The organism is Candidatus Tisiphia endosymbiont of Empis tessellata, from assembly GCF_964031035.1.
GTDB lineage: Bacteria > Pseudomonadota > Alphaproteobacteria > Rickettsiales > Rickettsiaceae > Tisiphia.
Window position 1 is genome coordinate 613,474 of record NZ_OZ034997.1, and the last position, 22,402, is coordinate 635,875.

Consider the following 22,402-nt stretch of genomic DNA (forward strand, 5'->3'; position numbering starts at 1 on the left):
TAATTGCAGTTAATCTAAAAAAACCTTTTGTAGCGGTTTGTTTGCTAAATTTTCTTCAGTAAAAAAATCCTTCTTTAAATGCGTAACCTGATTATTCAATAACCTTAATTGTAAGTAATCATTAATTGCTTGGGTAAATTCACCAAGTTTGTTTCGAAAAAAATGATCGGCTCCTTGGATAATCTTATAATCGACAGTTATATGTTTCTGCTTAGATAATTTATCTACTAGTTCAAGCACTGATTCTTCTGGTACAATACTATCATTGTCACCTTGTATTACAAAGCCAGAAATAGGACATTGAGATAAGAACGAAAAATCATATTTATTCACTGGCGGAGATATCGCAATAAAATTATTAATCTCTGGCCTTCTCATGATAAGTTGCATGGCTATCCATGCTCCAAAAGAAAACCCCGCTATCAAATTTAGACTGCTAGTAGGGTTGTTAAGTTGCAGCCAATCAAGTGCTGTTGCAGCATCAGTCATTTCGCCAATACCATTATCAAACTCTCCTTGGGAACGTCCAACGCCCCTAAAATTAATTCTGAGTACTGTGAACCCATTAGCTACTAATGATTTATATATATTGTAAATCACTTTGTTATTCATAGTACCACCGTAAAGCGGATGTGGATGTAATAATAAAGCAAGGGGGGCTTTAGGATTACTAAATTTAGTATAAAGCCCTTCGATCCGACCGGCAGGACCATTAAAAAAAACGTTAGCCATAATTATAACATATAATATATCAATTTATATCGATCACTAAGACCAAAAAATAAAATTATAACATGCCATTTTATAGATTTCAAGATAACTATATGTTAGTAATGTTATAAGACTGACTTTTAAATTCCCCTAGATATCAATTAGTATTTCCGCTAGGTTCTTATTATGCAAATTTGTACGTTTAAATAACCATGAAGAATATATTAATTATTAAACTATTACTTTTATTATTTACGATTACAACCGCTTTGGCACAGCCATTGTCAATTGATAGCATATATCAGCATTTATTGATAACATATCCAAGTTACAACAATATTACCTATAATAAACCTTCAACCAATTATTTAATAGCAAATAATTGGTTACTGCAAACGCCAAATATTTGGGGTGCTACTTTAGAAGAATATGGAGAAGGGCTTACGCCAGTTGCAGATAACGTGATAGATGCACAATTTTTTGTCCCAACATGCCGTACTCAATCAGATTGTCGCGGAATCAGTACTTGTAAAACTGGTGATTTTACTTTGGATAATAGAACATTATGTTTAACAAATGCATATAATGTGTTAAACACTATGTATAATACAATTATTAACGCTACTACATCTGTAGATATTACAACTATTGGTAGAAATTACTTTAGTTCAGGAGCATTTACTGCTATGTTGCAAAATGCTATCATAACGCTAGGTAAAAAAAGCATTAATTCTCCTCATCTTATAACTATACGCTTATTATTACGGTTATTATATGGTACGTATAAAGAAGTCCCACCTGAATGGATGAAAAGCTATTTAAATAATATTATTTCTAAATTACCAGCCAATAATAAACTAATTATATCAATTGCTAATATTAGGTCATGTACATTTAAATCCAATTGTGGAAATCAAGAGAAACAACATGATATCTCTCTTGATTTCTCTTGGAATCATGGCAAAATTATTGCGGTGGATGGTAATACATTAATCACTGGTGGAGAAAATTTATTTGGTCAGGATTACACTCAAGCAGAGCCAGTTAATGATGCCAATATTAAAATATTTGGACCTGTTGTAAATGGGGCAACAACTTATGCTAATATATTATGGAAATATGTACAACATCATCGAGCTATAGCAGTAAACCGTTGTTATACATATAAGAAGGGGTATATTTCAACAAAATGTGCTAAAGCTATTTCCTTAAATAACGAATTTAATGTTAATAGTTCATTACCTGTACAGGCAATGTTTATTAGTAAATTGAACAATGGAATTGGCATTGGTGATGATGCTGATCAATCAGAAATTGCAAGGGTATTTGCTCTAAAAAATGCTACTCGCTCTATCAAAATTAGCCAACAAGCCCTATTTTTTAAAGAGAGTAATTATCCACTGCTAGATAAAGTACTGCCACCAATTAGTACTGTTAATGGCAATATTATTCAAGCAATAGCATATGCTATACATAATAATGCAGTAGATACATATATAGTGACCAGCAACTTATTCAGATTTAATTACTCAGATCATGTAGATTTACAATATTTATATGATTATATACTTAATACGATAGTTTCTAATTATCATGTTGAGAGTAAAATAGCCGCACAAGAATTAAAACAGCATCTCCATCTTGCTTATATAAGTTATAATCATATTATCAATACCAATGCAAGAAGCCATAATAAGTTTTGGATAGTAGATGACAAAGTTTTTTATTTTGGTAGTCATAATTTTTACCCAACATCATTACAACAATTTGGCATTATTGTAGATAGTATAGAAGCTAGTAAAATATTATTGGAATCCTATTGGAATCCTATGTGGGAATATTCTGCTAAATATAATCTGAATGAATAACGATTGAACTGTTAGTTCAATTCATTCAACTCTACTCTAGCAAATAATTTTATTTGAAGTAAAGAGAATTTAGAAAGATCTTTTGAACCTTTTTCTGCTAATTTATTGGCTTTAGTTAAAAGGTCTAAATCTCTAGCTAGATCAGCAAAAAAGAATCTTATTTCACCACTTTGCTTTGTTCCTAATATTTCTCCGCTACCTCTTAAGAGTAGATCTTGCTCTGCTATATAAAAACCATCATTGCTGTTTCTCATCACTTCAAATCTAGATTTTGCAACCATAGTTAATTTTTGAGGATCATATAGAATAATACAATGAGATTGTAAAGTTCCACGTCCAACTCTACCTCTTATCTGATGTAACTGAGCTAAACCAAACTGTTCAGCATTTTCTATGACTATTAAGGTTGCTTCTGGTACATCGATACCCACTTCAATTACAGTTGTAGCAACCAAGATTTTAATATTACCATTCTTAAATTGGTGCATAATCATATCTTTTTGCTCATTTTTCATTTTGCCATGTATAGTACCTGTAATGTTAGGGTAGGCATTCTCAATGGTAACTAGTCTAGTGTTGATGTCGGTTAATCCTGTATTTTTTGCCTGTGTTGTTAACTCTTCATCATTTTGATCGATAAGGGGACATATCCAGTAAATTTTCTCTCCAAATTTTAGCTTTTTATCTAAAACTGAGATTACGTCATTTAGCTTGGTCTTTGGCAATATGCTAGTAATAATTGGTAGTCGATTTTTTGGTTTGCTTGTTAATTTAGCAATATCCATATCTCCAAACATGGTCAAAGTAAGACTTCTAGGAATAGGGGTTGCGGTCATCACCAAAACATCGGGATGAGAGGCTTTATTAATTAAATCTAACCGTTGTTGTACACCAAATTTATGCTGTTCATCAATGACGATATAACCTAAATTTTTAAAGTTTACTTTTTCTTGAAATAATGCATGAGTGCCAATTAATATATCAATATCTCCATTTTCTAAGCTTGATAGAACTTTATTTCGTTCTTTGGTAGATATTTTTCCAGTAAGTAAACCAAGCCTTATTCCGGTTTCACTTAAGGCTTTAACGAAGAATTGGTAATGCTGGTTTGCTAATAAATCGGTAGGGGCCATTAGTGCAGCTTGAAATTTATGGTATGCTACAGTGACCATTGTCAATAAAGCTACTAATGTTTTACCAGAGCCAACATCGCCTTGGAGTAAACACATCATTTCTGTAGGAGATAATTGATGTTTTTCAATTGCTTCTATTACTTTTTTTTGGTCGGATGTGAGTTCAAAGCCTAATGTCTTAAGTATTGATTGTTGTAGCTGACTAGACCCCGTAAATGAATTACCTTGTTTTAATTTTGTTTGCTGGCGGAGATATTGTAATGAAATTTGATTAGCAAAAAGTTCTTTTTCTGCCAATTGTCTTAAAGCTTGAGTATGTAATTCTTCTAATTGCTTAGTTTTAACCTGATATAAATGTAAAGTTTTTAAATCTTCTAATAATGATTTAGTATAGTCCTTCACTTCTTGAAAACTCTCAGGAATACAGCACCACTCTTTCTCAAACAAATCAAGGCCCTTTATTATATAGGAATAAAGTTGCTTATTAATTATCCCATAGGTCAAAGGATAGATTGGTTCTAGGGGGCTGGTAAGTTTTTGATCCAAAATAAATATTGGGTGGACTATTTGAGGTAAGCTAGAGAAAACTTGTACCTTGCCATTAATTGTATGTTTACTGCCTATTGTAAGTTTACTTAGGATAAAATAAGAGGGCCTATTAAAAAATATCAACAGAATTGAGCCAGTCTCATTGTATCCTAAGATTTTCAAAGGCTGTTTTTTGTTCTTAGGCACAAGCACTTCTTCAATTGTTATTTCAGTTTGAATTAACTGACCATTTTTTAGTGAAGATAAACTTGGTGAAATTATTTTAACTTGATAAGAAGTAGGGCGGTAAAATAACAAATCTCTTAAATTGATTATTCCCAATCTTTTAAGTCCAATAATTATATTATCACTAACGTTAATACGTGATTTAATCAGCGAGAAAAAAAACTTGTTAATTGTTAACATATATTTTTTTAATTAACCTGAATTCGATGTAATATACTCAAATGATTTGAAAAATTGGATTTGAAAATGAATGGTGAGCAGGCGTAGCATACATATAGTATAGTTACGCATGCGAGTCCATGATATTTTCAAAAAACAATTCGTAGGAGCAGAAGAGTATATTAATTTGTTACATCGAACTCAGGTCAATAATAACTATATTTTATTTACAGCATCTAGAGTTTAGTGCATAAAAATATCAATATCGTTCCATCCTACTAGGTCTAAGTTGGCTCTAATAGGTAAAAACTTAAAAATCTGTTTTGCAATATCTAACCTATTTTCGGTCAGTAACATATCTTGCAAGGTAGCACGAAGTTGATGTAGGTAAAGGACGTCTTTGGCAGCATATTCTTTTTGTTCAGCTGTAAGATCCAACCTTCCCCAGTAGGAAGATTGTTGTTGTTTAGAAATTTGGACTGAAAGTAATTCACGGCATAAGTCTTTTAAACCATGAGCATCAGTATAGGTTCTAACTAGTTTAGAAGATATCTTTGTACAAAATATGTTCTCCAAATCTATTCCAAGATATTTTCTTATTGCTGCTAAATCAAATCTAGCATAGTGAAATATTTTGCATCGATTCTTATCAAGCAATAGTTTTTTTAAATTAGGTGCTGCGTAATTCTTGTCAATAAAGTTTACTAAGTAAGCCTTACCATCTCCATTATTCAGTTGCAAAAGGCATAACCTATCCCTATGTAAGTTTAATCCCATCGTTTCTGTATCGATTGCTAGGTCTCCTGCAATATTAAAATCTTCCGGGAGATCATTCTGAAAAACTATAATACTGATAATAACCTCCTAAGTTATTTTATGGTAAAAACCTGTTCTTTTGGCGACGCTACCCCTAGAACTCTTCTTGCTTCTTGGTCAAGCATATCTCTATCTAGAGATTCTGGTCTAAGTAGTTTTACTTTATGTTCAAGTTCAATTCGTTCTGCCCTTAAATTTTCTAGTTCACTATAGGTTTTTTCGAGTCGTTGATTTAATGTAAAATAAGCAATTATCCCTCTATTACCACAAATAGAATGGAAGATAAAATAAGCTAATAATAAAGATAGCAAAACATTAAATATTATCTTTTTGGAATTTTTAACTGAATCAATAAAATATTGATAATTCATAATATTTTAATAATAAAAATAATATTGGAGCGGTAAGAATTATGCTATCAAATCGGTCTAGAACACCGCCATGACCTGGTATTATAGTACCAGTATCTTTTATAGCAAATTTACGCTTAAAATATGAAATAAATAAATCGCTCATTTGTGCTATTAGTGCTAAACAAATAGCTGCTATAATTAAGTGCCGTTTGTTTAATAAATAGTCAGTTGGTAAGTCAAAGCTAGGTACTAAACTTAATAAAAATGCTGTAAGCCCACTAGCTAATACCCCTATGATTAATCCACTCCAAGTTTTGTTAGGACTAATCTTGGGGGTCAGCTTAGGTCCGCCTATATTCTTCCCACCAATCATAGCAAATATATCAACTGACCATATTATAATGAAATATAGTAATAATAGCCATCGATTTTTATCTTCAGTAGCAATTATTATTAAAGATATAGTGGGAATGGGAATGATAACAAAGCCCAGTAATATATGGGAAAAGGACGATTTTGTCATTTGATACCATTCATATGACATAATTATGGCAATTAATAACATAATTATATAAAATAATGACTTAATGAACATTATCGCTATAATAAATACTGGTCCTATTACTAGGGCTGATAATATTCTTACTACTATATTAGACCTCTTATCTAGCACCAAAATTCCTTTTTCTTTTTGAATAATCGTTTAACGCTTCTAGTATATCTTGTTTGTTAAAGTCAGGCCAGTATTTAGGTAAAAAATATAGTTCAGCATAGGCAGCTTGCCATAGTAGAAAATTACTGATTCTACATAGACCACCAGTACGAATTAACAAATCTACATCAGGCATTCTTGGATCATATAGATAATTACCAAACTCATTCTCGCTAATTTGTGTTTTACTAGAATTGATGATTTTCTGACATGCGTCAACAATCTCTGCTCGCCCGCCGTAACTAAAAGCAATACAAAGAGTTATGTTATTATTATGTTTTGTTAATTCTATAGCATCATGGATTTGTTTTTGTAACATATTATCTAACATATCCAATCTACCGATAACTTTTATTTTGACTCCGTTTTTGTGTAGTAGTGTAGTCTCATTTTTTAGATAATAACGTAATAATTTTAGTAAAAATGTCACTTCAGTCTTTGACCTACGCCAATTTTCTGATGAGAAAGTATAAAGTGTCACGTAAGGTATATTAAGTTCTATAAAATCTGGTAATAATTTCTTTACTCTATTAGCACCTGCTCTATGTCCCTCAGATTTTGGTAAGCCTTTTTCTAAAGCCCACCTTGCATTACCGTCCATGATTATGGCTAAATGATTTACTGTGTTGATTATACTCATATTTATTGTATATACGCTGGGATGACTAGAAGTTATCACCATTACTATTGCTCAGGTTAGCTATATAATAACACAGAAATGCCATTAATGAACATATATTTGCGGTCAGTTATAGGAAATTTTCATCGTAATAGATCATTTATGGATACTTTACTTCTAGTTCCTTTATCCACCTGTTTAACGATTACTGCACAATATAAACTTGGTTTTCCTGAATCAGCAGGTAAGCTGCCTGGTACTACAACTGAGTAGGCCGGAACTCTACCATAAATTACTTTTCCACTTTCCCTATCTACTATCTTGGTAGATGCACCAATAAATACTCCCATACTAATTACACTTCCTTCTTCTACTAAAACCCCTTCTGCTATTTCTGATCTTGCACCTATAAAACAATTATCTTCAATTATTACCGGGGTATCTTGTATTGGCTCTAGTACCCCACCAATACCTGTTCCGCCGGAAATATGACAATTCCTTCCTATTTGTGCACATGATCCTACGGTGGCCCAAGTATCAATCATTGTTCCTTCTCCTATATATGCACCTATATTAATAAAAGAAGGCATAACAATAACGTTTTTAGCTAAATATGCCCCCGTTCTTATAAATGCTCCGGGAACGATACGACAGCCATGGGTTCTAAATAATTCTTCATTATGATTTGTAGCAAATTTGGGAGCAATTTTATCATACCATTTCATACAATCACCAGAATGGATTTGCGAATCAGTTACAATAAAATGTAATAAAATTGCTTTTTTTACCCAAAGATTAACTCGCCAATCAGCCCCTTCTTTTTCACAAACCCTAATTAATCCTTGATTTAAACCATCAATAATATTATTCAATATTTGTTTGGCGTAGTTAGTTTTTTCTGAATCCTTAGTTAATTTATCGCGTATTTGCCACAATTCTTCTATAGTATTGATATGTTTTTGCATAACGTCCTTGCTAAACTATTAAAAAAATCATAATTTACTTTATTTTTAAGTCAACCTATATACTCAAATTTGAGTATACAAATTAGATCACGTAAATGAGTATTGCTTGCCCAAATTGTAACACTACCTTTATAGTTTCAAAAGAACAAATAGGTATGACTGGTAGGAAGGTCAAATGTTCAAAATGCCACCATATATGGTATCAAAAGGCAGAGCTTGATCAGCAAGAACCTCCCATTATATCAGATAATAACACAAAAAACGCTAGCACTAATGAAAATAATAAAATATATTTAACCAAAGGTACTAACTTACCGGCTTTATTACCAACTAAAATTCCTGAGCAATCGCATATTTTATCTATATTATTGTGGCTTAGTTTAATTGTCTTCTTATTATTAATGTTATTTCACGAGAAGTTTAATATACCAGCTCTGTATAAAGAGAATAATAATATATTAACTATAAGAAATATACATGTTGAACAAAATAAAGAAATGGGACAAATTAAAGTTTCCTACAGGATAAGTAATACTTCTGACCATGATGTGACAATACCACTTATTCGGGTTAGATTGCTCAATAAAAAATATGTAACAGTAAAATCCTATATAATGAATCAAAAAAATATTAAATTGCCACCTAAGCAACATATCGACATCGCTACGTATCTTGATGTAGTTCCTCGTTCAAGTGAGTTGTTAAATATTATGCTTGGTAATAGTTTAGATTTCATATTACATTAGACTTCTTTTGAAAGAGACTTATAATCAATTCAAATACTCCCATAACATAACCGGAAGTTCGATGTAGCTTGTTACATCGAACTTCCGTGATATATATAGAAAAAAATGAATAAACAAATTATATACCCTAAACTAATTCCTAGGCTCTTTGCTTCTTGCTTAGATTCGTTTTTGTTGTCAATTTTTACAACTCCGATCACCCACTTTATGTTATCTAGACTGTCTTTATTTTTTTTTAAAGCTAGTATAGCGGACATATTAATAATGGGTAGCACGAAACCGGAGTTAGTTCAAAATGTAACTGCTAGTAATGTTCTTACATTATTTATTTTAATGTTTATAATTAATTTTGCCCTAGCTGCAACATATTTTATTGGTTTTTGGATTTATTTGGGTGCTACTCCAGGAAAAATGGTTATGCATATGAAAATAGTAGACGCAATCACTCTTGGAAAACCTAGTAAATGGCAATTAATTAAAAGATTTTGTGGATATGTATTAGTGCTAGTTGGTATTTGGTTTATACTCTTTTCTAAACAACGCCAAGCTTTGCATGATAAAATTGCTGGAACAGTGGTTATTAAAAGTTAAAACACAATAGTATTAATTTTAAAAGTTGTAGTATACTCTTCTGCTTTGAAGAATTGTTTTTTGAAAATATCATGGATTCGCATGCGTAACTATACTGTATGTATGCCTAGCATGCTCACCACTCATTTTCAAATCCAATTCTTCAAATCATTTGAGTATATCACTAGATTATTAGTAGTAAAAATGATATCTCATCCCTAATGAGGATGATACTGAGCCTAATATTAACTTGTTACATCGATATTTGAGGTTATTATAAGTAGTAAAGGTATGCTAAAATGAATAAACTAAATGAAATAGATCAGTTGATCTATCTTTTCTCCAAACTACCTAGTCTTGGTCAAAGATCAGCAAGGCGTATAGTCCTGCATCTTTTACAAGAAAAAGACGTTAGGTTAAAAGGTTTAATTTCAGCTCTTTCTTACGTAGATAATAATGTTGTCAAGTGCGATATTTGTGGTAACATAGATTCTCATCATATTTGTAGAGTATGTTCATCTGATGATCGCAACAAATCTATTATAGCAATTGTTGAAACAGTGACAGAATTGTGGGCAATAGAGCGTAGTGGCATTTTTAATGGATATTATCATGTACTAGGACATAATTTGTCAACTGCAAATAGCCATAATTCTAAAGCATTAAGACTACCAGAATTACTAGCTAGATGCCAAGAGAATAACATTAATGAAATAATTATTGCAACTAATTCCACCTTAGAAGGTCAAACTACAGCTTATTTCATTACTGAATATTTTAAAGATTATACTATCAAAATATCAAGATTAGCTAGCGGCATTCCAATAGGTGGAGAACTAGACTATTTAGATGAAGGAACTTTATCAGCTGCAATAACCTTAAGACAGCCTTTTGACTAATTTATTAAAAATTATTTATATGAAATGTTAATTTGAAATTTTTAGATATTTTCATTAGTTTATTTTATATTTTACCTTGCATATAATTATTTTAACTAAAGTAAGCATATGTACCAATTTTTTTGGACTATTTTAGTCATATTTTTGATTCCTGTAGTTCTTTATATTTGCAGGTACAAGATGTTTTCGTGGTTTAATTTAAGAAATAATTCAAAAACTAAAATATTAGAGTTAGAACAAAAGATATCAGAGCAAGATAATATTTTGAATCACGTTACTCACGAAATTAGGACTTCGATATATGGGGGAAGTAGTATCGCTCAGTTTTTATATGAAAATTGGGATAAAATGGATGAGCAAGAACACGTAAAGTATGTCAGTATAATAGCTAAAAATAATCAACGTCTTATAAAATTAATTAATGACCTACTAGACCTATCTAAGTTTAGTACCGGGAAAATGCAGTTTAATTTTGTTGCTATGGATCTATTATCTTCTATAAAAGAGACCGTGCAGCAACTTACAGAATTAAACATAATTAACGATCGAATTAATATTATTCTTATTGATCATAGTATTACAAAAGCAATGATTAATGGAGATAAAATTAGGATTAAATAATTTATTTAATAATGCACTCAAATATACTAAGGAAGGATTAATTATAGCGGTAATTGATTTAAAAAATCATGAAAATATTCCTTATTGGTGCTTTAGCCTAATCGATACAGGTATAGGAATTCCAGACTCAGAACTTGAGACTATTTTTGAAGTATTTACTCGTAGTTCACGAACTAATAATAATTTTCTTGGTACAGGTGTTGGTTTATCTATTTGCCGAGAAATTGTACTGGCTCATAATGGTTATATTTATGCCGAGAATAACCGTAAAAGAGGAACAAAATTAGAATTTATGATTCCTGTATACGATAAAAAAGAGACATAAAATGCTTACAAAGGATAATATTGCAAAAGTATTTACTATACTTTTTGTTGATGATGAACCAATTTACCATGACGTAATAAACTTAGTGCTACATTATGAACAAAAATATAAAATTATCAGTGCTTATTCCGGACAAGAAGCAGTTAATTTATCTAAAACACATGCTAATACAATAGAGTTAATATTTCTTGATATTTCTCTTCCTGATATGACAGGTTGTGAAGTACATAAACAAATAAGAAGTGATGAGAACCTTGCACATATTCCTATAATTTTTCAAACTGGTTTGTCTAGCAATCATCAGGAAATGCAAAAGCTCTTACAAGAACAAGCAACATACCTAATCCATAAACCTTATAAAAACGAAGAACTGCTTGAAACTATAAGGCAATTAGATATAAGATAAATATTCTTATATCTAATTGAGGTTACTTAGATATTATATGTTTATTTTTTAATAATGAAACAAGGTCACCGTTTTCATACATCTCACGTACTATATCGCAGCCACCTATCAATTCCCCTTTTATATAAAGCTGTGGTATGGTAGGCCAATTACTGAAAGATTTGATATCTTCACGTAAGCTAGGATTGATTAAAACATTAATATCACGAAATTCTACGCCAAGTTTTTTTAAGATAGAAACAACGGTAGCAGAAAAACCACATTGAGGAAAATTGGCAGTGCCTTTCATAAATAATACAATATCATGATTAGCAATTTCATTTTTTATAAAATCAAAATTTCTATTCTCTAACATTCCTAAACCTGATAAAAATTATAACTTCTTTTACTCTTAAATGTTATATTATGCAAGCTCAAATAGTTGATAAAATTTTTGAAATTTTAAGTCAAAATAATCCTACTCCCCGAACGGAACTAGAATATGTTAATAATTTTACTCTATTAGTAGCGGTGATATTATCCGCACAAGCAACTGATGTTTCAGTTAATAAAGCAACTAGATTATTGTTTGTGAAGTATAATACACCAGAAAAAATATTAGAGCTCGGGGAAGAAGGGGTAAGAACCTATATAAGATCAATAGGTTTATTTATAACCAAAGCAAAAAATATTGTTGCACTTTGTCGAATTTTGATAGATAAGTATGACAGCAAAGTACCTAACAATTTTGATGACTTAATTAAATTGCCAGGTGTCGGAAGAAAAACTGCTAATGTAGTATTGAATTGCCTCTTTGGTAAGTTAACTATCGCAGTTGATACGCATGTATTTAGAGTTTCTAAAAGATTAGGACTGGCAAATAGTAATACTCCCAAAAAAGTAGAACTTGAATTAGTTAAAGTTATCGATAAAAAATGGTTACAACATGCTCATCACTGGTTGATATTGCTTGGTAGGTATATTTGCAAAGCACGAGTACTAAATTGCCCTGCTTGCCCAGTTAAAGAATATTGTGAATATTATGCTAATAATTTTCTGAAGTAGCAAACTGTAGATACACTTCTGCTTTAAAGAATTGGCTAGGAGTACGAGTGGCAAGTTAACTAATCGTATATTTGTATGTGAGTACGCAAAGTCCCGATAGTAAGACAATGCTAACACTTTAAAGACGAATAGTATACCAAACCTATTGCTTACGTAACCTTAGTTCGATATAAGAATTAATAATTCTTATATCGATACTTGCTTTGTTATAAGGAAAAATGCACTCTTGAAGCGGCTGACGCGAGTGCATTTTAACTTTTTTCATCATTCAATATGTGATTTTAATTATTAAAATCACATATTGAATGGAGTATTATATTTTAACAATCAGGTGGGCAGCCGCTTCAAACCTGATTGTTTCTATATATAATACTGAATTCGATGTAACTTGTTATTCTGAATTCCCATAGATGGAGAGGTGGCCGAGTGGTTTAAGGCGCTCGCCTGGAAAGCGTGTTCACGGTAACGTGTCAGGGGTTCAAATCCCCTCCTCTCCGCCAGTTCTTATCAGGATTTCAGGATTTTTTTACTTTACTAAAAATTTCATATGTAACTTCTCAGACAAATTTCCTGAAATTTGACCTACAAAAAAATATATTCTTAACCCTATTACAAAGGGGGAATATGACAGAATCGTTAATTTTTCTCGCCCTATAGTTGAAAATCAAGATATTGTCTTTTATAATTTTGTTGGTAATTTCATCCTGCCTGAGTGGGGAAATCTTACCAATAATTGTGGTAAACAATTAAGTAAAACGTCTCGTCAACTTTTATCGTTGATAGTTTCTTGCATGAAAACTGGTAATTTGTAAATTGTAATCAGGTTTTGCCCCCCTATTGTAATAGACTTCTTTCGAAACTCGCTTATGCTGAGGGATTTGAAGGAGACGCTTCACCTCGAACCGCAGCGTACTCTAATTCCGTTACGGATTCGAGTACCGCATCGACGTACAAATCACCAGCAGAAGTAGAGTTTCGAAAGAAGTCTATTACAATAGGGGGGCAAAACCTGATTACAATTTACACAGGTTGGCTATTTGCTGATAAGGGGTATTTAGGACAGCCTATTATTAAGCAGCTTAAAAAGCAAGCAGTAGATATATTTACCAAAGTGAGAAAGAACATGAAAGTACGTATAATGACAGAGATTCAGGAGTTCTTTTTAGGTAAAAGGGGTATCGTAGAGACTGTAATAGATCAGTTAAAAAATTGCTGCCAAATTGAGCATTCAAGGCATCGAAGTCCAACTAATGCATTTGTCAATATAATCTCAGGGCTTATAGCTTATTGCTTCAAACCACGCAAACCAGCAATAAAGCCTAATAAATTAAAAGCACAAAAATTGCTCCTTACGTCAAACTGAGGTTAAGTTATTATTTTTTTATTGACTTCTATTATGGATGCTTGCGTAAATTGTTTTAACTATGGCTTTTATCATGAGAAACTCCTGTACACTCTATGCTAGGGCATGTCGTCATGAGATTATAGTTGAATAATTTGTGAAGTTGTTTATACTAATTATAGTAATAGGGATAATAGTTATGGGGCTAGCACATAGAAGACATGATATAAATGATGAACTTTGGAATAAGATACAAAGGCATTTGCCTGGCAGGGAAGGTTGTTGGGGAGGGGTTGCAAAAGATAATAGAACCTTTGTAAATGCAGTAATGTGGATATTTAGGACAGGAGCTCCTTGGAGAGATTTGCCACCTGATTATGGGAATTGGAAGAATGTACACAGAAGATTCTGTAGATGGCGCGATAATGGAGTATGGGAGCATGTACTAAATATTTTTATAAATGCTCCTGATTTCGAATGGTTGATACTGGACTGAAAAATCAAGACAAAAAAATAATAATGTTGTTTCCCATTTTTGCATTTTTCAAGCTGCAATTTGTTCATAATTTTGTATAGAATTTAGATAGACATTCATAGGCTTTTTGTAACCAATACTTGAATGGAATCTTCTATAATTATAGTGATTGATGTAATCATCAATACCACTCTTTAGCTCTTTAACATCTTTAAAATCATTAATAAATATACAATTATATTTTAAAGTTCAGAAAAATCTCTCCATAATTATATTATCAATACTTCTTCCTTTACTATTCATCGAAACTTTAATGTTATGCTCTTGTAAAATTTCAATGTGTTCATGACTAGTATATTGACTGCCCTGATCACTATTAAGTATCTGCGGTGCAGGATATTTGTTAAGTGCATCATGCAATACTTCAGTTACCAAACTTACATCCATACTATTTGACAATTTATAACTCAACACAGCTCTACTATGCCAATCTATAATTGCCGCCATGTACATAAATCCCGAATTAGTTCTAACATAAGTGATATCTCCGCTCCAAACCTCGTTAGTGTTAGGTACATCTACAGTTTTACTTGTACCTAGATTAGACCAATATTTATCAAGCAAATAACTATAAATTTTATGCTGTTTATCTTTTCCAGATGTTAACTTTTTCCTCTTTGGATAAATAGCCTCTATGCCAATCATGTTCATATATTTTAGAATCCGATCCTTACCAATAACCAAGCCATCTTCTAATAATTGTCTATGGATATAACGATAACCAAATTCAGGATTATCAGTATATATTTCATCTATTTTATTTAAAATATTTAAGTTATACCCACTAAATGGTTTTGCTTTATAGTACATTGAAGAACGATTAATCTTTAATAATTCATATTGCCTTGTCTTTGGTAACATTGCTAGCTTGGAATCGACAAATTCTTTTCTATTTGATAAGTCCAAGCTTTGTAGCTTTCCCACAGCCCAATCTCTCTCTACTATTGTTTTTCCAAGAGTTTTCGCTAATTCATCATTTTGTTCTTTCAGCATATTAATTTGTTCCTGATATTTACTTACCAGTTTTGCTGGTTCAAAAGCCAATGCTGCATTTGATATAAATTGTTTTTTCCAATTACTAATTGTCTTGGAGTTTATCTCATATTTTGATGCTATCACTGATAATGGACTCTCTTCTTTCAGCACTTCTAATACTATCCTAGTTTTTTCTTCAGCACTAAAAACTCTTACTTTTTCTTTTGTCATTTTTTCTCCTAATTTTTTCTTATTATTTTATCTTAATTAGGAAACTTTTAACTCTATTTTTTTGTCCATTTTCTTCAGTCCATTATACTGTTGGCAAAAACTGAATGAACTGACTATACCTAATTATTTCACCACTTATATGAACTTTATCATCTTTTATGTTACAAAGGGGTTTAGAAGGGGGCGACACGACACGCCCCCTTCTATCACCCCCTGCTCTACACCTAAGTAGGGGAAGAGTTCTTGCTTAAAGTATCTTGTCACTATCTTCTCATTATCCCCTATTTTTCAGGGGGGATAATGAGAGGGGCTACGTTCCCTCATGTCACCCTATTTTACCTCCCGAACAATGAGGTTAGATATTTGTTATGTTACATAGCTAACTTATTAGATTTTGAAAAAGACATGACAATTGCCCAAGTGCGTTATCATAACGACGAGCTGTAAAGTTAGACATATGTTTAACTTTACAGTCTTGTAAATTTGAAGGAAGTAGATTGTGACTGGGTTTTTTTAATCATAAACCGTCAAATATAAATGTAAAGCAAGTAAATGTAAAATATAAGCATATTATTTGACAGTTATACTAAAATGATATATAATAACTCTCTGTGCTAACAAATAAGGTATAAAATATGAAAATTGGTTACGCTAGAGTCTCTACTAAACATCAACGCGAATCTTTAGACCAACAAATAGCTTTATTAAAAACTGTGGGATGTAAAGAAGTCTATTTTGAAATTATTAGTGATACGAATTCTAAAAGACCTGAGCTAACAAAACTATTAGATAAAATTTAAATTGCTTCCATTGACAGATTAGGTAGAAGTTTAAAAGATTTGATAGATATAATTAGCCACTTAAAAGAGCATTCTATAAATTTTCAAAGTCTAAAGGAACAAATGGATACTGGAACAGATGCAGGAATGTTGATGTTTAATATGATGGGTTCTATAGCTGATTTTGAAAGAAGATTAATAAATAGAAGAATTTATGAAGGGGTGAAAAGAGCAAAAGAACTAGGAAAGTATAAAGGTCGAGTTTATTCAGCAGATGAATCCGTAAGAAAGGAATATGTAAAAATGATGGAAACTGGCGATTATCCAGTATCATATATAGCAAAAATGGCAAAAGTTTCTAGACAAACCCTTTATAACTGGCAAGCAGAGTTAGCATAATTAAAGTGTTTCTATACTAGACTATGCTAAGATTAGTAGTTTACAATGGTAAAAAGTATTTTTTAAACAAAGATTTTTTTATAATGAGGATAACTTATGAGTGAAAAAACGTTAGTATCGTTGGACTATGCGATTAAATATCTACTCAAGAATAAAGGTGATTACGAGATAATCGAGGGCTTTATTTCGGCAATACTTCAAGATGCTGGCTATCCAGCAGTAAAAATCACTAACTTGCTTGATGGTGTGAAAGTAATAAAGAAAGTGAGGAGCTAAAACAAAGTGTTGCTGACGTTATTGTTGAAGACCAACAAGGTCATAAATATATTGTTGAAATAGATAGCTACTATGCTGGTTACTTTTTACATAAAGCTTGCTTTAATACTAGCCGGTTGATTGTTGATACTATTCGTGCTAGTCAGGATTATACTAGCATCAAAAAAATATTTCATATCAACTTAATATATTTTGCTTATGCAAATATGAAATCACCTATATATCACGGTCAGACTATTTTTAAAGAAATAGAACACGAGTCATCTAGAAAATTACACAGTAGCGATAAATATGATAAGGTAGTTGATATTCATAATTTATTTCCGGAATATTTTATTATTTCTGTACCAATTTTTAATGATATCATAAGAAATGAAATGGATGAATGGTTATATGTGGCTAAACATTCTGAGGTTAGGGATGATTTTAAGTCACCTTATATGAAGAAAGTAGCTGAGCGTCTTAATCTTCTTAAAATGACTACTAAAGAACGTATAGCTTATAATAAATATGTCAATGAATCCTTAAAACAACGTGATTATCTACTTTCAGCTGAGGAAAAAGGTAGGGAAGAAGGCGAAGAAAACAATGCTATAGCTACAGCAAAAAAGATGTTGGCTAAAAGAAAACCAATAAATGAAATCATTGAATTTACCGGGCTAACCATTGAAAAAATAGAACAGTTAAAAGAAGAGTAAGCCGATGAGCAAAGAAGGAACTGCTAATAACTATGAAACTAGTCGGGGTTCTTTACAGGAAAGGACGAAGATTTTTTGAATTAACTTTATGCCAACTTCAAGTTAGTAACTTTGAAAATTTAGTTTGGTTTAATAACTAGTTTTTTCTATTGACATTTATACGAGAATATACGAGAATATACGAGAAATAACGAAGGGGTATTTATGAGCGTATCATTAACTATGAAGTTACCTGATGAAGATGCAAAATCTTTAAATCTTATTGCTTCTCATTTTGATAGATCAAAAAGTTATCTAGCTCTTCAAGCTGTAAAAAAATATATCAATGAGATGCTAGAACAAATCAACGATGAAAAAGATGCAGATGAAGCATTAAAGACTTGGAAAGATATGTCTCAAAAGCTTCATAATGGTGACGAAGTAGAAGCTTTTATAAACGCTAATTGTCATGAGGAATAGTGTATCATTATTCTTGGAAGGATCAAGCCCTCCATCAATTAGGGGGACTGTCAAAAACTGTTGCTTTAACCATAGCTGATAAAGTTAAAAATTACCTTACTCAAGAACCTCGTGGTAATAATAGTAAGCCTTTAAAAGGCAAACATTTGGGGCTTTGGAGATATAGAATCGGTGATTACCGTGTTACTTATGCAATAGAGGAATCTGAAAAGATGATAATTATAACAAGAGTAAGCCATCGCAAAGATGGCTATTAATAGCACTATTTATACAAAAATAAAGCGATAGACACAGGTAAAAGGGGTTCTCCACAGGAAAGGACGAATTTCTTCCTGTGTAGAGAACCCTAATAAACTTTAGGTCGTTTGATAGTTCACCTTAAAAAATCGGATAGCTATTAAAATAATACTCTAAATACACCTTCTAAAGACATTCTAGTGTAAATATTTATTTTTTAGGTATCACACAACAACTTTAAAACAAAAATTCTTCTGTAATAGCCTTATGGTGGCCTATATAATAACAATTCCTCCAGCTTGACTAGCACGCTTTAGTAAGTTATCAGAGGTCGCTAGTGGTAAGTTATAATGTAATGCTAATTCTAAATAACTAGCGTCATACAATGTTAATCCGTGATACTCTGCTAATTCCATTGTTTCAAACCAAGCATGTTCTAATCTTGTTTGATCAATTTTTATTGGAATATCTTTTAAAATATACATTGCTTGTTTACGTTGAGTTACAGTAATACGCTTAGCACGCTCTGCACATAGTAAAACATTACCTGTTTCAAGTAACCAAATAGTTGGAACAATTGCACCTTCTTTCACAGTTTTTTTTAATAAATCCAAAGAGGCTATCTCGTCAGGCATAAACCACGAAAGAATTATTGAAGAATCTAAAACAAAAGATGTCATAGTTACTTCTTTCCTACATCTCTATATTTTTTCCATTCTTCTAAATCAGATGGTTGTAAATTAATTTCTTTAGCAAGTTTTCTAAGTCTTACAGCTGCCATTTCTGCAATTTCAATATCTTGTACAGTATTAACTGGAACAATTTTTGCAGCAGCCTTTCCTCTCCTTGTAACCAATATTTCTTCACCCTTGCTAGCTCGGTCTAATATTTTAGAAAAATGAGTTTTAGCATCAAAAGCTGTAATTGAATTTTGCATAAAAAGAGTTATCTAGTTTATTGTCTAGTTCTATTATAATTAGTACTTTAAAAAGTACTTTAAAAAAATGCTATAAAATTTTTTATCAATGTATTATCGAAACAATCAGATTTGAGACGGCTCTGCATCTGATTGTTAAATTAATATTTTGCCAACTATTAGAGCTTCTTGGATTTTTCCCATTTTCTCGGGATTAATAGCCACTGGTCTTCCACCATATAGACCGCGATGTTTAGTTAATAGACCTCTTTCGAAACTCTACTTCTGCTGGTGATTTGTACGTCGATGCGGTACTCGAATCCGTAACGGAATTAGAGTACGCTGCGGTTCGAGGTGAAGCGTCTCCTTCAAATCCCTCAGCACAAGCGAGTTTCGAAAGAGCAATTATCTTTTATCTAAATTTTATAAAAATAGATAAATATTATTTAATAACAAAAACACGTTTTTGTTGAATAAGTTTATGGCACACTTCAAGTAACTTACGCATACAAGCAACTATCGCAACTTTCTTAGGTTTAAAATTATTAACAAGCCTATCATATAAAATTTTTAAATATTGGAAACCATTCTTACCAGCTAATACTGCCATGTATAAAGCATCTCTGGGTATTTTCCTGCCTCCTCGAATAAATCTTCGTCCTTGCTTATTACCACTATCACGAGCATATGGAGCTATACCAACAATTGATGACAATTCATTGCTACTATAATTTTTATCCCCTAATTCAGGTACAGTCTCTAATATTTTTACCTTCTCTTTTAACTCTTCTGACTCATCTATTGTTTTGTTTAACTTTTTATCAAGCTCAGCTATTTCATTTTGTAAAAATTTAATGTGTTTTTCTATACTCTCTTTATTAATACCATCAATGCTATGATGTAGTCTTTTCTTTTCATTGCTAAGCATTAATACTAAATCTTCTCATCTTTGCTGACATCTCTTCAAAGTCTCTGATTCAACTTGATATATATAATTCGCTGAAAGCTGCATCTTATCCGCATAATATGCTAATTTAAATGCATCCTTCCTATCAGTTTTACACAAATTCACCGATTTACTAAAAGAATTAAAACTATATGTATTGACCTTATGTATTTGTTGGTTATTATTATCCAGCTTTTGACAAATCTCAGCTTCGTATCCTCCAGTAGGTTCACATATTATTAGCTTAATCTCTTGCTCTTTTGCTAATTTAATCATCTCTTCATGACCAGCTGCATCATTGGCAAAACGATGATATTTAGGTTTATCTCTTGTATTATATACACATATATCAAGCCAGTTTTTACTTACGTCTAGACCTATTATTTTATTCATGATATAATCTCCTTCATCTTATGGTGCAAGGCTGCTCTTTTTAAGACCACCTTCTGCAATTTGTTCAAGGTAAACTACCAAAAAGAGGGTACTTATTCTCTTAGCGACTATTTTAGTCAAGGTCTATTCAAGTTACCCTCTTTAATTACTTATAACACATTTTTAAGATATAAGGTCTAATATAAAAAATTACTAGAAACCATTAATAAGCACAAAATAATTTACTAACTATGAAAATTAGAAGTATAATTGCTAATTTTCATAGTTAGTAAATTAAAATGCTTAGACAAAAATTCCTTTCACTAGTTGAGCAACATTTTCAAATTCATAAAGTTTGTGCATTACTTGGACCAAGACAGTGCGGTAAAACAACATTCTCTCGACAATTTGCTAGTTTAAAGAATATCCCCCAAATTAATATTTTTGATCTTGAAAACCCTTTAGATTTAGCAAGACTTAGAGAACCGATGCTTGCTCTTTCCGACTTACAAGGTTTCGTTATTATTGATGAAATCCAATATAAACCTAATTTATTTTCTATTATTAGAGTGTTAGCAGACAGAGAAAATATTAAGTTCTTAGTATTAGGAAGTGCCTCAAGAGACTTAATTAAACAAAGTTCAGAAACATTGGCTGGACGAATTGGTTACATAGAAATGACCCCATTTGAGATATCAGAAATTTCAGACACTAACCAATTATGGTTACGTGGAGGATTCCCTTTATCATATCTTGCTAAAAGTGATGAATTAAGTTTTTTATGGCGACAAAATTATATCAAAACCTTTTTAGAGAGAGATATACCAAATTTGGGATTCTCGATACCTGCAATGCAGTTACGTAAGTTTTGGATTATGATTTGTCATTATCACGGAGGGATATTTAATGCTTCAGAGTTAGGTAAATCTTTAGGTATTTCTTATCACACGGTAAAGCATTATCTCGATATTTTAGAAGGAACATTTATGATTCGAGTCCTGCAACCATGGTATGAAAATTTAAAAAAGAGACAAGTTAAAACACCAAAAATCTATTTTAGAGATAGTGGCATTTATCATACTCTCTTAGGACTAAATAATAGTGAAGCTATTATCTATAGCCCTAAAATAGGTGCATCTTGGGAAGGTTTTGCCTTAGAACAAACCATTAGATATTACAATGCAGAAACAGAAGAGTATTATTTTTGGTCTTCTCATAACATGGCGGAAATAGACCTTTTAATTTTCAAAAATGGTAAACGTATAGGATTTGAATTTAAGTACACTGATACTCCTAAAATTACACCATCAATCAAAATCAGTTTAGAAGATTTAAAACTTGATCAAATAAAAATCATTTTTCCTGGAGACATCAATATATATTTGCAACTAATCTTAGAGTTTGGATTGTCATTTGTAACTCATAATCTATCTTTTTTTATTAACCCAGTTTCTTCAAATTATTTTTGGTTCTTTACTCATAATTTTTTAAATATCTAACAAGTTATATTAGGATT

General features: G+C 31.5%; 27 protein-coding genes, 1 tRNA gene and 3 pseudogenes. 17 read left to right on the top strand and 14 right to left on the bottom strand.

Annotated elements, in window-relative coordinates:
- Nucleotides 1-9 precede the first annotated feature (9 nt).
- A complete protein-coding gene (locus AAHM86_RS03195) occupies nucleotides 10-732 on the bottom strand; it encodes an alpha/beta hydrolase (RefSeq protein ID WP_342268269.1) in 723 nt (240 codons plus the stop codon).
- Between the two features lie 191 nt (nucleotides 733-923).
- Between AAHM86_RS03195 and AAHM86_RS03200 the strand changes: the two genes are divergently transcribed.
- The gene (locus AAHM86_RS03200) at nucleotides 924-2,579 is read left to right on the top strand and encodes a hypothetical protein (protein WP_342268270.1); all 1,656 of its coding nucleotides are present in this window, start codon (nucleotides 924-926) and stop codon (nucleotides 2,577-2,579) included.
- A gap of 11 nt (nucleotides 2,580-2,590) precedes the next feature.
- Here AAHM86_RS03200 and AAHM86_RS03205 read toward each other — a convergent pair whose 3' ends face one another.
- The 6 genes from AAHM86_RS03205 to dapD form a co-directional block, all read right to left on the bottom strand.
- Nucleotides 2,591-4,666 carry an ATP-dependent DNA helicase RecG gene (locus AAHM86_RS03205; RefSeq protein WP_342268271.1) on the bottom strand — a complete coding sequence of 692 codons (2,076 nt, stop codon included), beginning with the start codon at nucleotides 4,664-4,666 and terminating at the stop codon, nucleotides 2,591-2,593.
- A gap of 222 nt (nucleotides 4,667-4,888) precedes the next feature.
- On the bottom strand, nucleotides 4,889-5,500 hold the full coding sequence (locus AAHM86_RS03210; protein WP_342268366.1) for a ribonuclease H-like domain-containing protein: 612 nt from the start codon (nucleotides 5,498-5,500) through the stop codon (nucleotides 4,889-4,891).
- Nucleotides 5,501-5,514: 14 nt separating this feature from the next.
- Nucleotides 5,515-5,832, bottom strand: coding sequence for an FtsB family cell division protein (locus tag AAHM86_RS03215; protein WP_341751337.1), 318 nt, complete (start codon nucleotides 5,830-5,832; stop codon nucleotides 5,515-5,517).
- Nucleotides 5,810-6,490 (bottom strand): phosphatidate cytidylyltransferase, encoded by a 681-nt coding sequence (locus AAHM86_RS03220; RefSeq protein WP_341755274.1) that lies wholly within the window; start codon nucleotides 6,488-6,490, stop codon nucleotides 5,810-5,812. Before AAHM86_RS03220 ends, AAHM86_RS03215 begins: the two co-directional genes overlap by 23 nt.
- On the bottom strand, nucleotides 6,477-7,166 hold the full coding sequence (gene uppS / locus AAHM86_RS03225) for a polyprenyl diphosphate synthase (protein WP_342268272.1): 690 nt from the start codon (nucleotides 7,164-7,166) through the stop codon (nucleotides 6,477-6,479). Before uppS ends, AAHM86_RS03220 begins: the two co-directional genes overlap by 14 nt.
- Nucleotides 7,167-7,288: 122 nt before the next feature.
- A complete protein-coding gene (gene dapD, locus AAHM86_RS03230) occupies nucleotides 7,289-8,110 on the bottom strand; it encodes a 2,3,4,5-tetrahydropyridine-2,6-dicarboxylate N-succinyltransferase (RefSeq protein WP_342268273.1) in 822 nt (273 codons plus the stop codon).
- 95 nt (nucleotides 8,111-8,205) lie between these two features.
- On the opposite strand from dapD, the gene AAHM86_RS03235 reads away from it, so the two are divergent.
- From AAHM86_RS03235 to AAHM86_RS03260, 6 genes are all read left to right on the top strand, one after another.
- A complete protein-coding gene (locus AAHM86_RS03235; protein ID WP_342268274.1) occupies nucleotides 8,206-8,856 on the top strand; it encodes an MJ0042-type zinc finger domain-containing protein in 651 nt (216 codons plus the stop codon).
- A gap of 105 nt (nucleotides 8,857-8,961) precedes the next feature.
- The gene (locus tag AAHM86_RS03240) at nucleotides 8,962-9,447 is read left to right on the top strand and encodes an RDD family protein (protein ID WP_341751342.1); all 486 of its coding nucleotides are present in this window, start codon (nucleotides 8,962-8,964) and stop codon (nucleotides 9,445-9,447) included.
- 278 nt (nucleotides 9,448-9,725) lie between these two features.
- Entirely contained in the window at nucleotides 9,726-10,325 is a 600-nt protein-coding gene (gene recR / locus AAHM86_RS03245; RefSeq protein WP_341747653.1) for a recombination mediator RecR, read from the top strand.
- A 180-nt stretch (nucleotides 10,326-10,505) separates the two neighbouring features.
- Nucleotides 10,506-10,946 (top strand): sensor histidine kinase, encoded by a 441-nt coding sequence (locus AAHM86_RS03250; protein WP_342268275.1) that lies wholly within the window; start codon nucleotides 10,506-10,508, stop codon nucleotides 10,944-10,946.
- Nucleotides 10,921-11,271 (top strand): sensor histidine kinase, encoded by a 351-nt coding sequence (locus tag AAHM86_RS03255; RefSeq protein WP_342268276.1) that lies wholly within the window; start codon nucleotides 10,921-10,923, stop codon nucleotides 11,269-11,271. Before AAHM86_RS03250 ends, AAHM86_RS03255 begins: the two co-directional genes overlap by 26 nt.
- A gap of 1 nt (nucleotide 11,272) precedes the next feature.
- Entirely contained in the window at nucleotides 11,273-11,677 is a 405-nt protein-coding gene (locus AAHM86_RS03260; RefSeq protein ID WP_342268277.1) for a response regulator, read from the top strand.
- 22 nt (nucleotides 11,678-11,699) lie between these two features.
- Here the strand turns inward: AAHM86_RS03260 and grxD are convergent, their stop codons facing one another.
- The gene (grxD, locus tag AAHM86_RS03265; protein ID WP_342268278.1) at nucleotides 11,700-12,032 is read right to left on the bottom strand and encodes a Grx4 family monothiol glutaredoxin; all 333 of its coding nucleotides are present in this window, start codon (nucleotides 12,030-12,032) and stop codon (nucleotides 11,700-11,702) included.
- 50 nt (nucleotides 12,033-12,082) lie between these two features.
- On the opposite strand from grxD, the gene nth reads away from it, so the two are divergent.
- From nth to AAHM86_RS03285, 4 genes and pseudogenes are all read left to right on the top strand, one after another.
- The gene (gene nth, locus AAHM86_RS03270; RefSeq protein WP_342268279.1) at nucleotides 12,083-12,721 is read left to right on the top strand and encodes an endonuclease III; all 639 of its coding nucleotides are present in this window, start codon (nucleotides 12,083-12,085) and stop codon (nucleotides 12,719-12,721) included.
- Nucleotides 12,722-13,133: 412 nt separating this feature from the next.
- Nucleotides 13,134-13,221 (top strand) — tRNA-Ser (locus AAHM86_RS03275).
- A gap of 326 nt (nucleotides 13,222-13,547) precedes the next feature.
- Entirely contained in the window at nucleotides 13,548-14,084 is a 537-nt protein-coding gene (locus AAHM86_RS03280) for a transposase (RefSeq protein WP_342268280.1), read from the top strand.
- A 178-nt stretch (nucleotides 14,085-14,262) separates the two neighbouring features.
- A pseudogene (locus AAHM86_RS03285) lies at nucleotides 14,263-14,556 on the top strand (transposase); the annotation flags it as partial.
- A 51-nt stretch (nucleotides 14,557-14,607) separates the two neighbouring features.
- On the opposite strand, the pseudogene AAHM86_RS03290 reads toward AAHM86_RS03285, so the two are convergent.
- Together AAHM86_RS03290 and AAHM86_RS03295 are read right to left on the bottom strand one after the other, a co-directional pair.
- A pseudogene (locus AAHM86_RS03290) lies at nucleotides 14,608-14,775 on the bottom strand (IS3 family transposase); the annotation flags it as partial.
- Between the two features lie 12 nt (nucleotides 14,776-14,787).
- Complete coding sequence (locus tag AAHM86_RS03295) at nucleotides 14,788-15,804, bottom strand: IS3 family transposase (protein ID WP_342268281.1); 1,017 nt, start codon at nucleotides 15,802-15,804, stop codon at nucleotides 14,788-14,790.
- Between the two features lie 635 nt (nucleotides 15,805-16,439).
- On the opposite strand from AAHM86_RS03295, the pseudogene AAHM86_RS03300 reads away from it, so the two are divergent.
- The 5 genes and pseudogenes from AAHM86_RS03300 (at nucleotide 16,440) to AAHM86_RS03320 (ending at nucleotide 18,672) form a co-directional block, all read left to right on the top strand.
- A pseudogene (locus AAHM86_RS03300) lies at nucleotides 16,440-16,982 on the top strand (recombinase family protein).
- Between the two features lie 96 nt (nucleotides 16,983-17,078).
- Nucleotides 17,079-17,258: a hypothetical protein gene (locus AAHM86_RS03305; RefSeq protein WP_342268282.1), complete on the top strand. Its 180-nt coding sequence runs from the start codon at nucleotides 17,079-17,081 to the stop codon at nucleotides 17,256-17,258.
- A 20-nt stretch (nucleotides 17,259-17,278) separates the two neighbouring features.
- Entirely contained in the window at nucleotides 17,279-17,956 is a 678-nt protein-coding gene (locus tag AAHM86_RS03310; protein WP_342268367.1) for a hypothetical protein, read from the top strand.
- Between the two features lie 204 nt (nucleotides 17,957-18,160).
- Nucleotides 18,161-18,415: a hypothetical protein gene (locus AAHM86_RS03315; RefSeq protein ID WP_342268283.1), complete on the top strand. Its 255-nt coding sequence runs from the start codon at nucleotides 18,161-18,163 to the stop codon at nucleotides 18,413-18,415.
- A complete protein-coding gene (locus tag AAHM86_RS03320; RefSeq protein WP_342268284.1) occupies nucleotides 18,415-18,672 on the top strand; it encodes a type II toxin-antitoxin system RelE/ParE family toxin in 258 nt (85 codons plus the stop codon). The genes AAHM86_RS03315 and AAHM86_RS03320 overlap by 1 nt, the downstream gene beginning before the upstream one ends.
- Before the next feature lie 255 nt (nucleotides 18,673-18,927).
- Here AAHM86_RS03320 and AAHM86_RS03325 read toward each other — a convergent pair whose 3' ends face one another.
- The 4 genes from AAHM86_RS03325 to AAHM86_RS03345 all read right to left on the bottom strand — a co-directional run bounded on the left by AAHM86_RS03325 (nucleotide 18,928) and on the right by AAHM86_RS03345 (nucleotide 20,907).
- Nucleotides 18,928-19,332: a type II toxin-antitoxin system VapC family toxin gene (locus tag AAHM86_RS03325; protein ID WP_342268285.1), complete on the bottom strand. Its 405-nt coding sequence runs from the start codon at nucleotides 19,330-19,332 to the stop codon at nucleotides 18,928-18,930.
- A gap of 2 nt (nucleotides 19,333-19,334) precedes the next feature.
- Nucleotides 19,335-19,589: a type II toxin-antitoxin system Phd/YefM family antitoxin gene (locus AAHM86_RS03330; protein ID WP_342268236.1), complete on the bottom strand. Its 255-nt coding sequence runs from the start codon at nucleotides 19,587-19,589 to the stop codon at nucleotides 19,335-19,337.
- 421 nt (nucleotides 19,590-20,010) lie between these two features.
- Nucleotides 20,011-20,496 (bottom strand): transposase, encoded by a 486-nt coding sequence (locus AAHM86_RS03340; RefSeq protein ID WP_342268286.1) that lies wholly within the window; start codon nucleotides 20,494-20,496, stop codon nucleotides 20,011-20,013.
- Nucleotides 20,497-20,511: 15 nt separating this feature from the next.
- A complete protein-coding gene (locus AAHM86_RS03345) occupies nucleotides 20,512-20,907 on the bottom strand; it encodes an IS110 family transposase (RefSeq protein ID WP_342268287.1) in 396 nt (131 codons plus the stop codon).
- A 278-nt stretch (nucleotides 20,908-21,185) separates the two neighbouring features.
- Here AAHM86_RS03345 and AAHM86_RS03350 point away from each other — a divergent pair, with 278 nt between their 5' ends.
- Nucleotides 21,186-22,385, top strand: a complete 1,200-nt coding sequence (locus tag AAHM86_RS03350; RefSeq protein ID WP_342268288.1) for an ATP-binding protein — start codon at nucleotides 21,186-21,188, stop codon at nucleotides 22,383-22,385.
- Nucleotides 22,386-22,402: the final 17 nt, after the last annotated feature.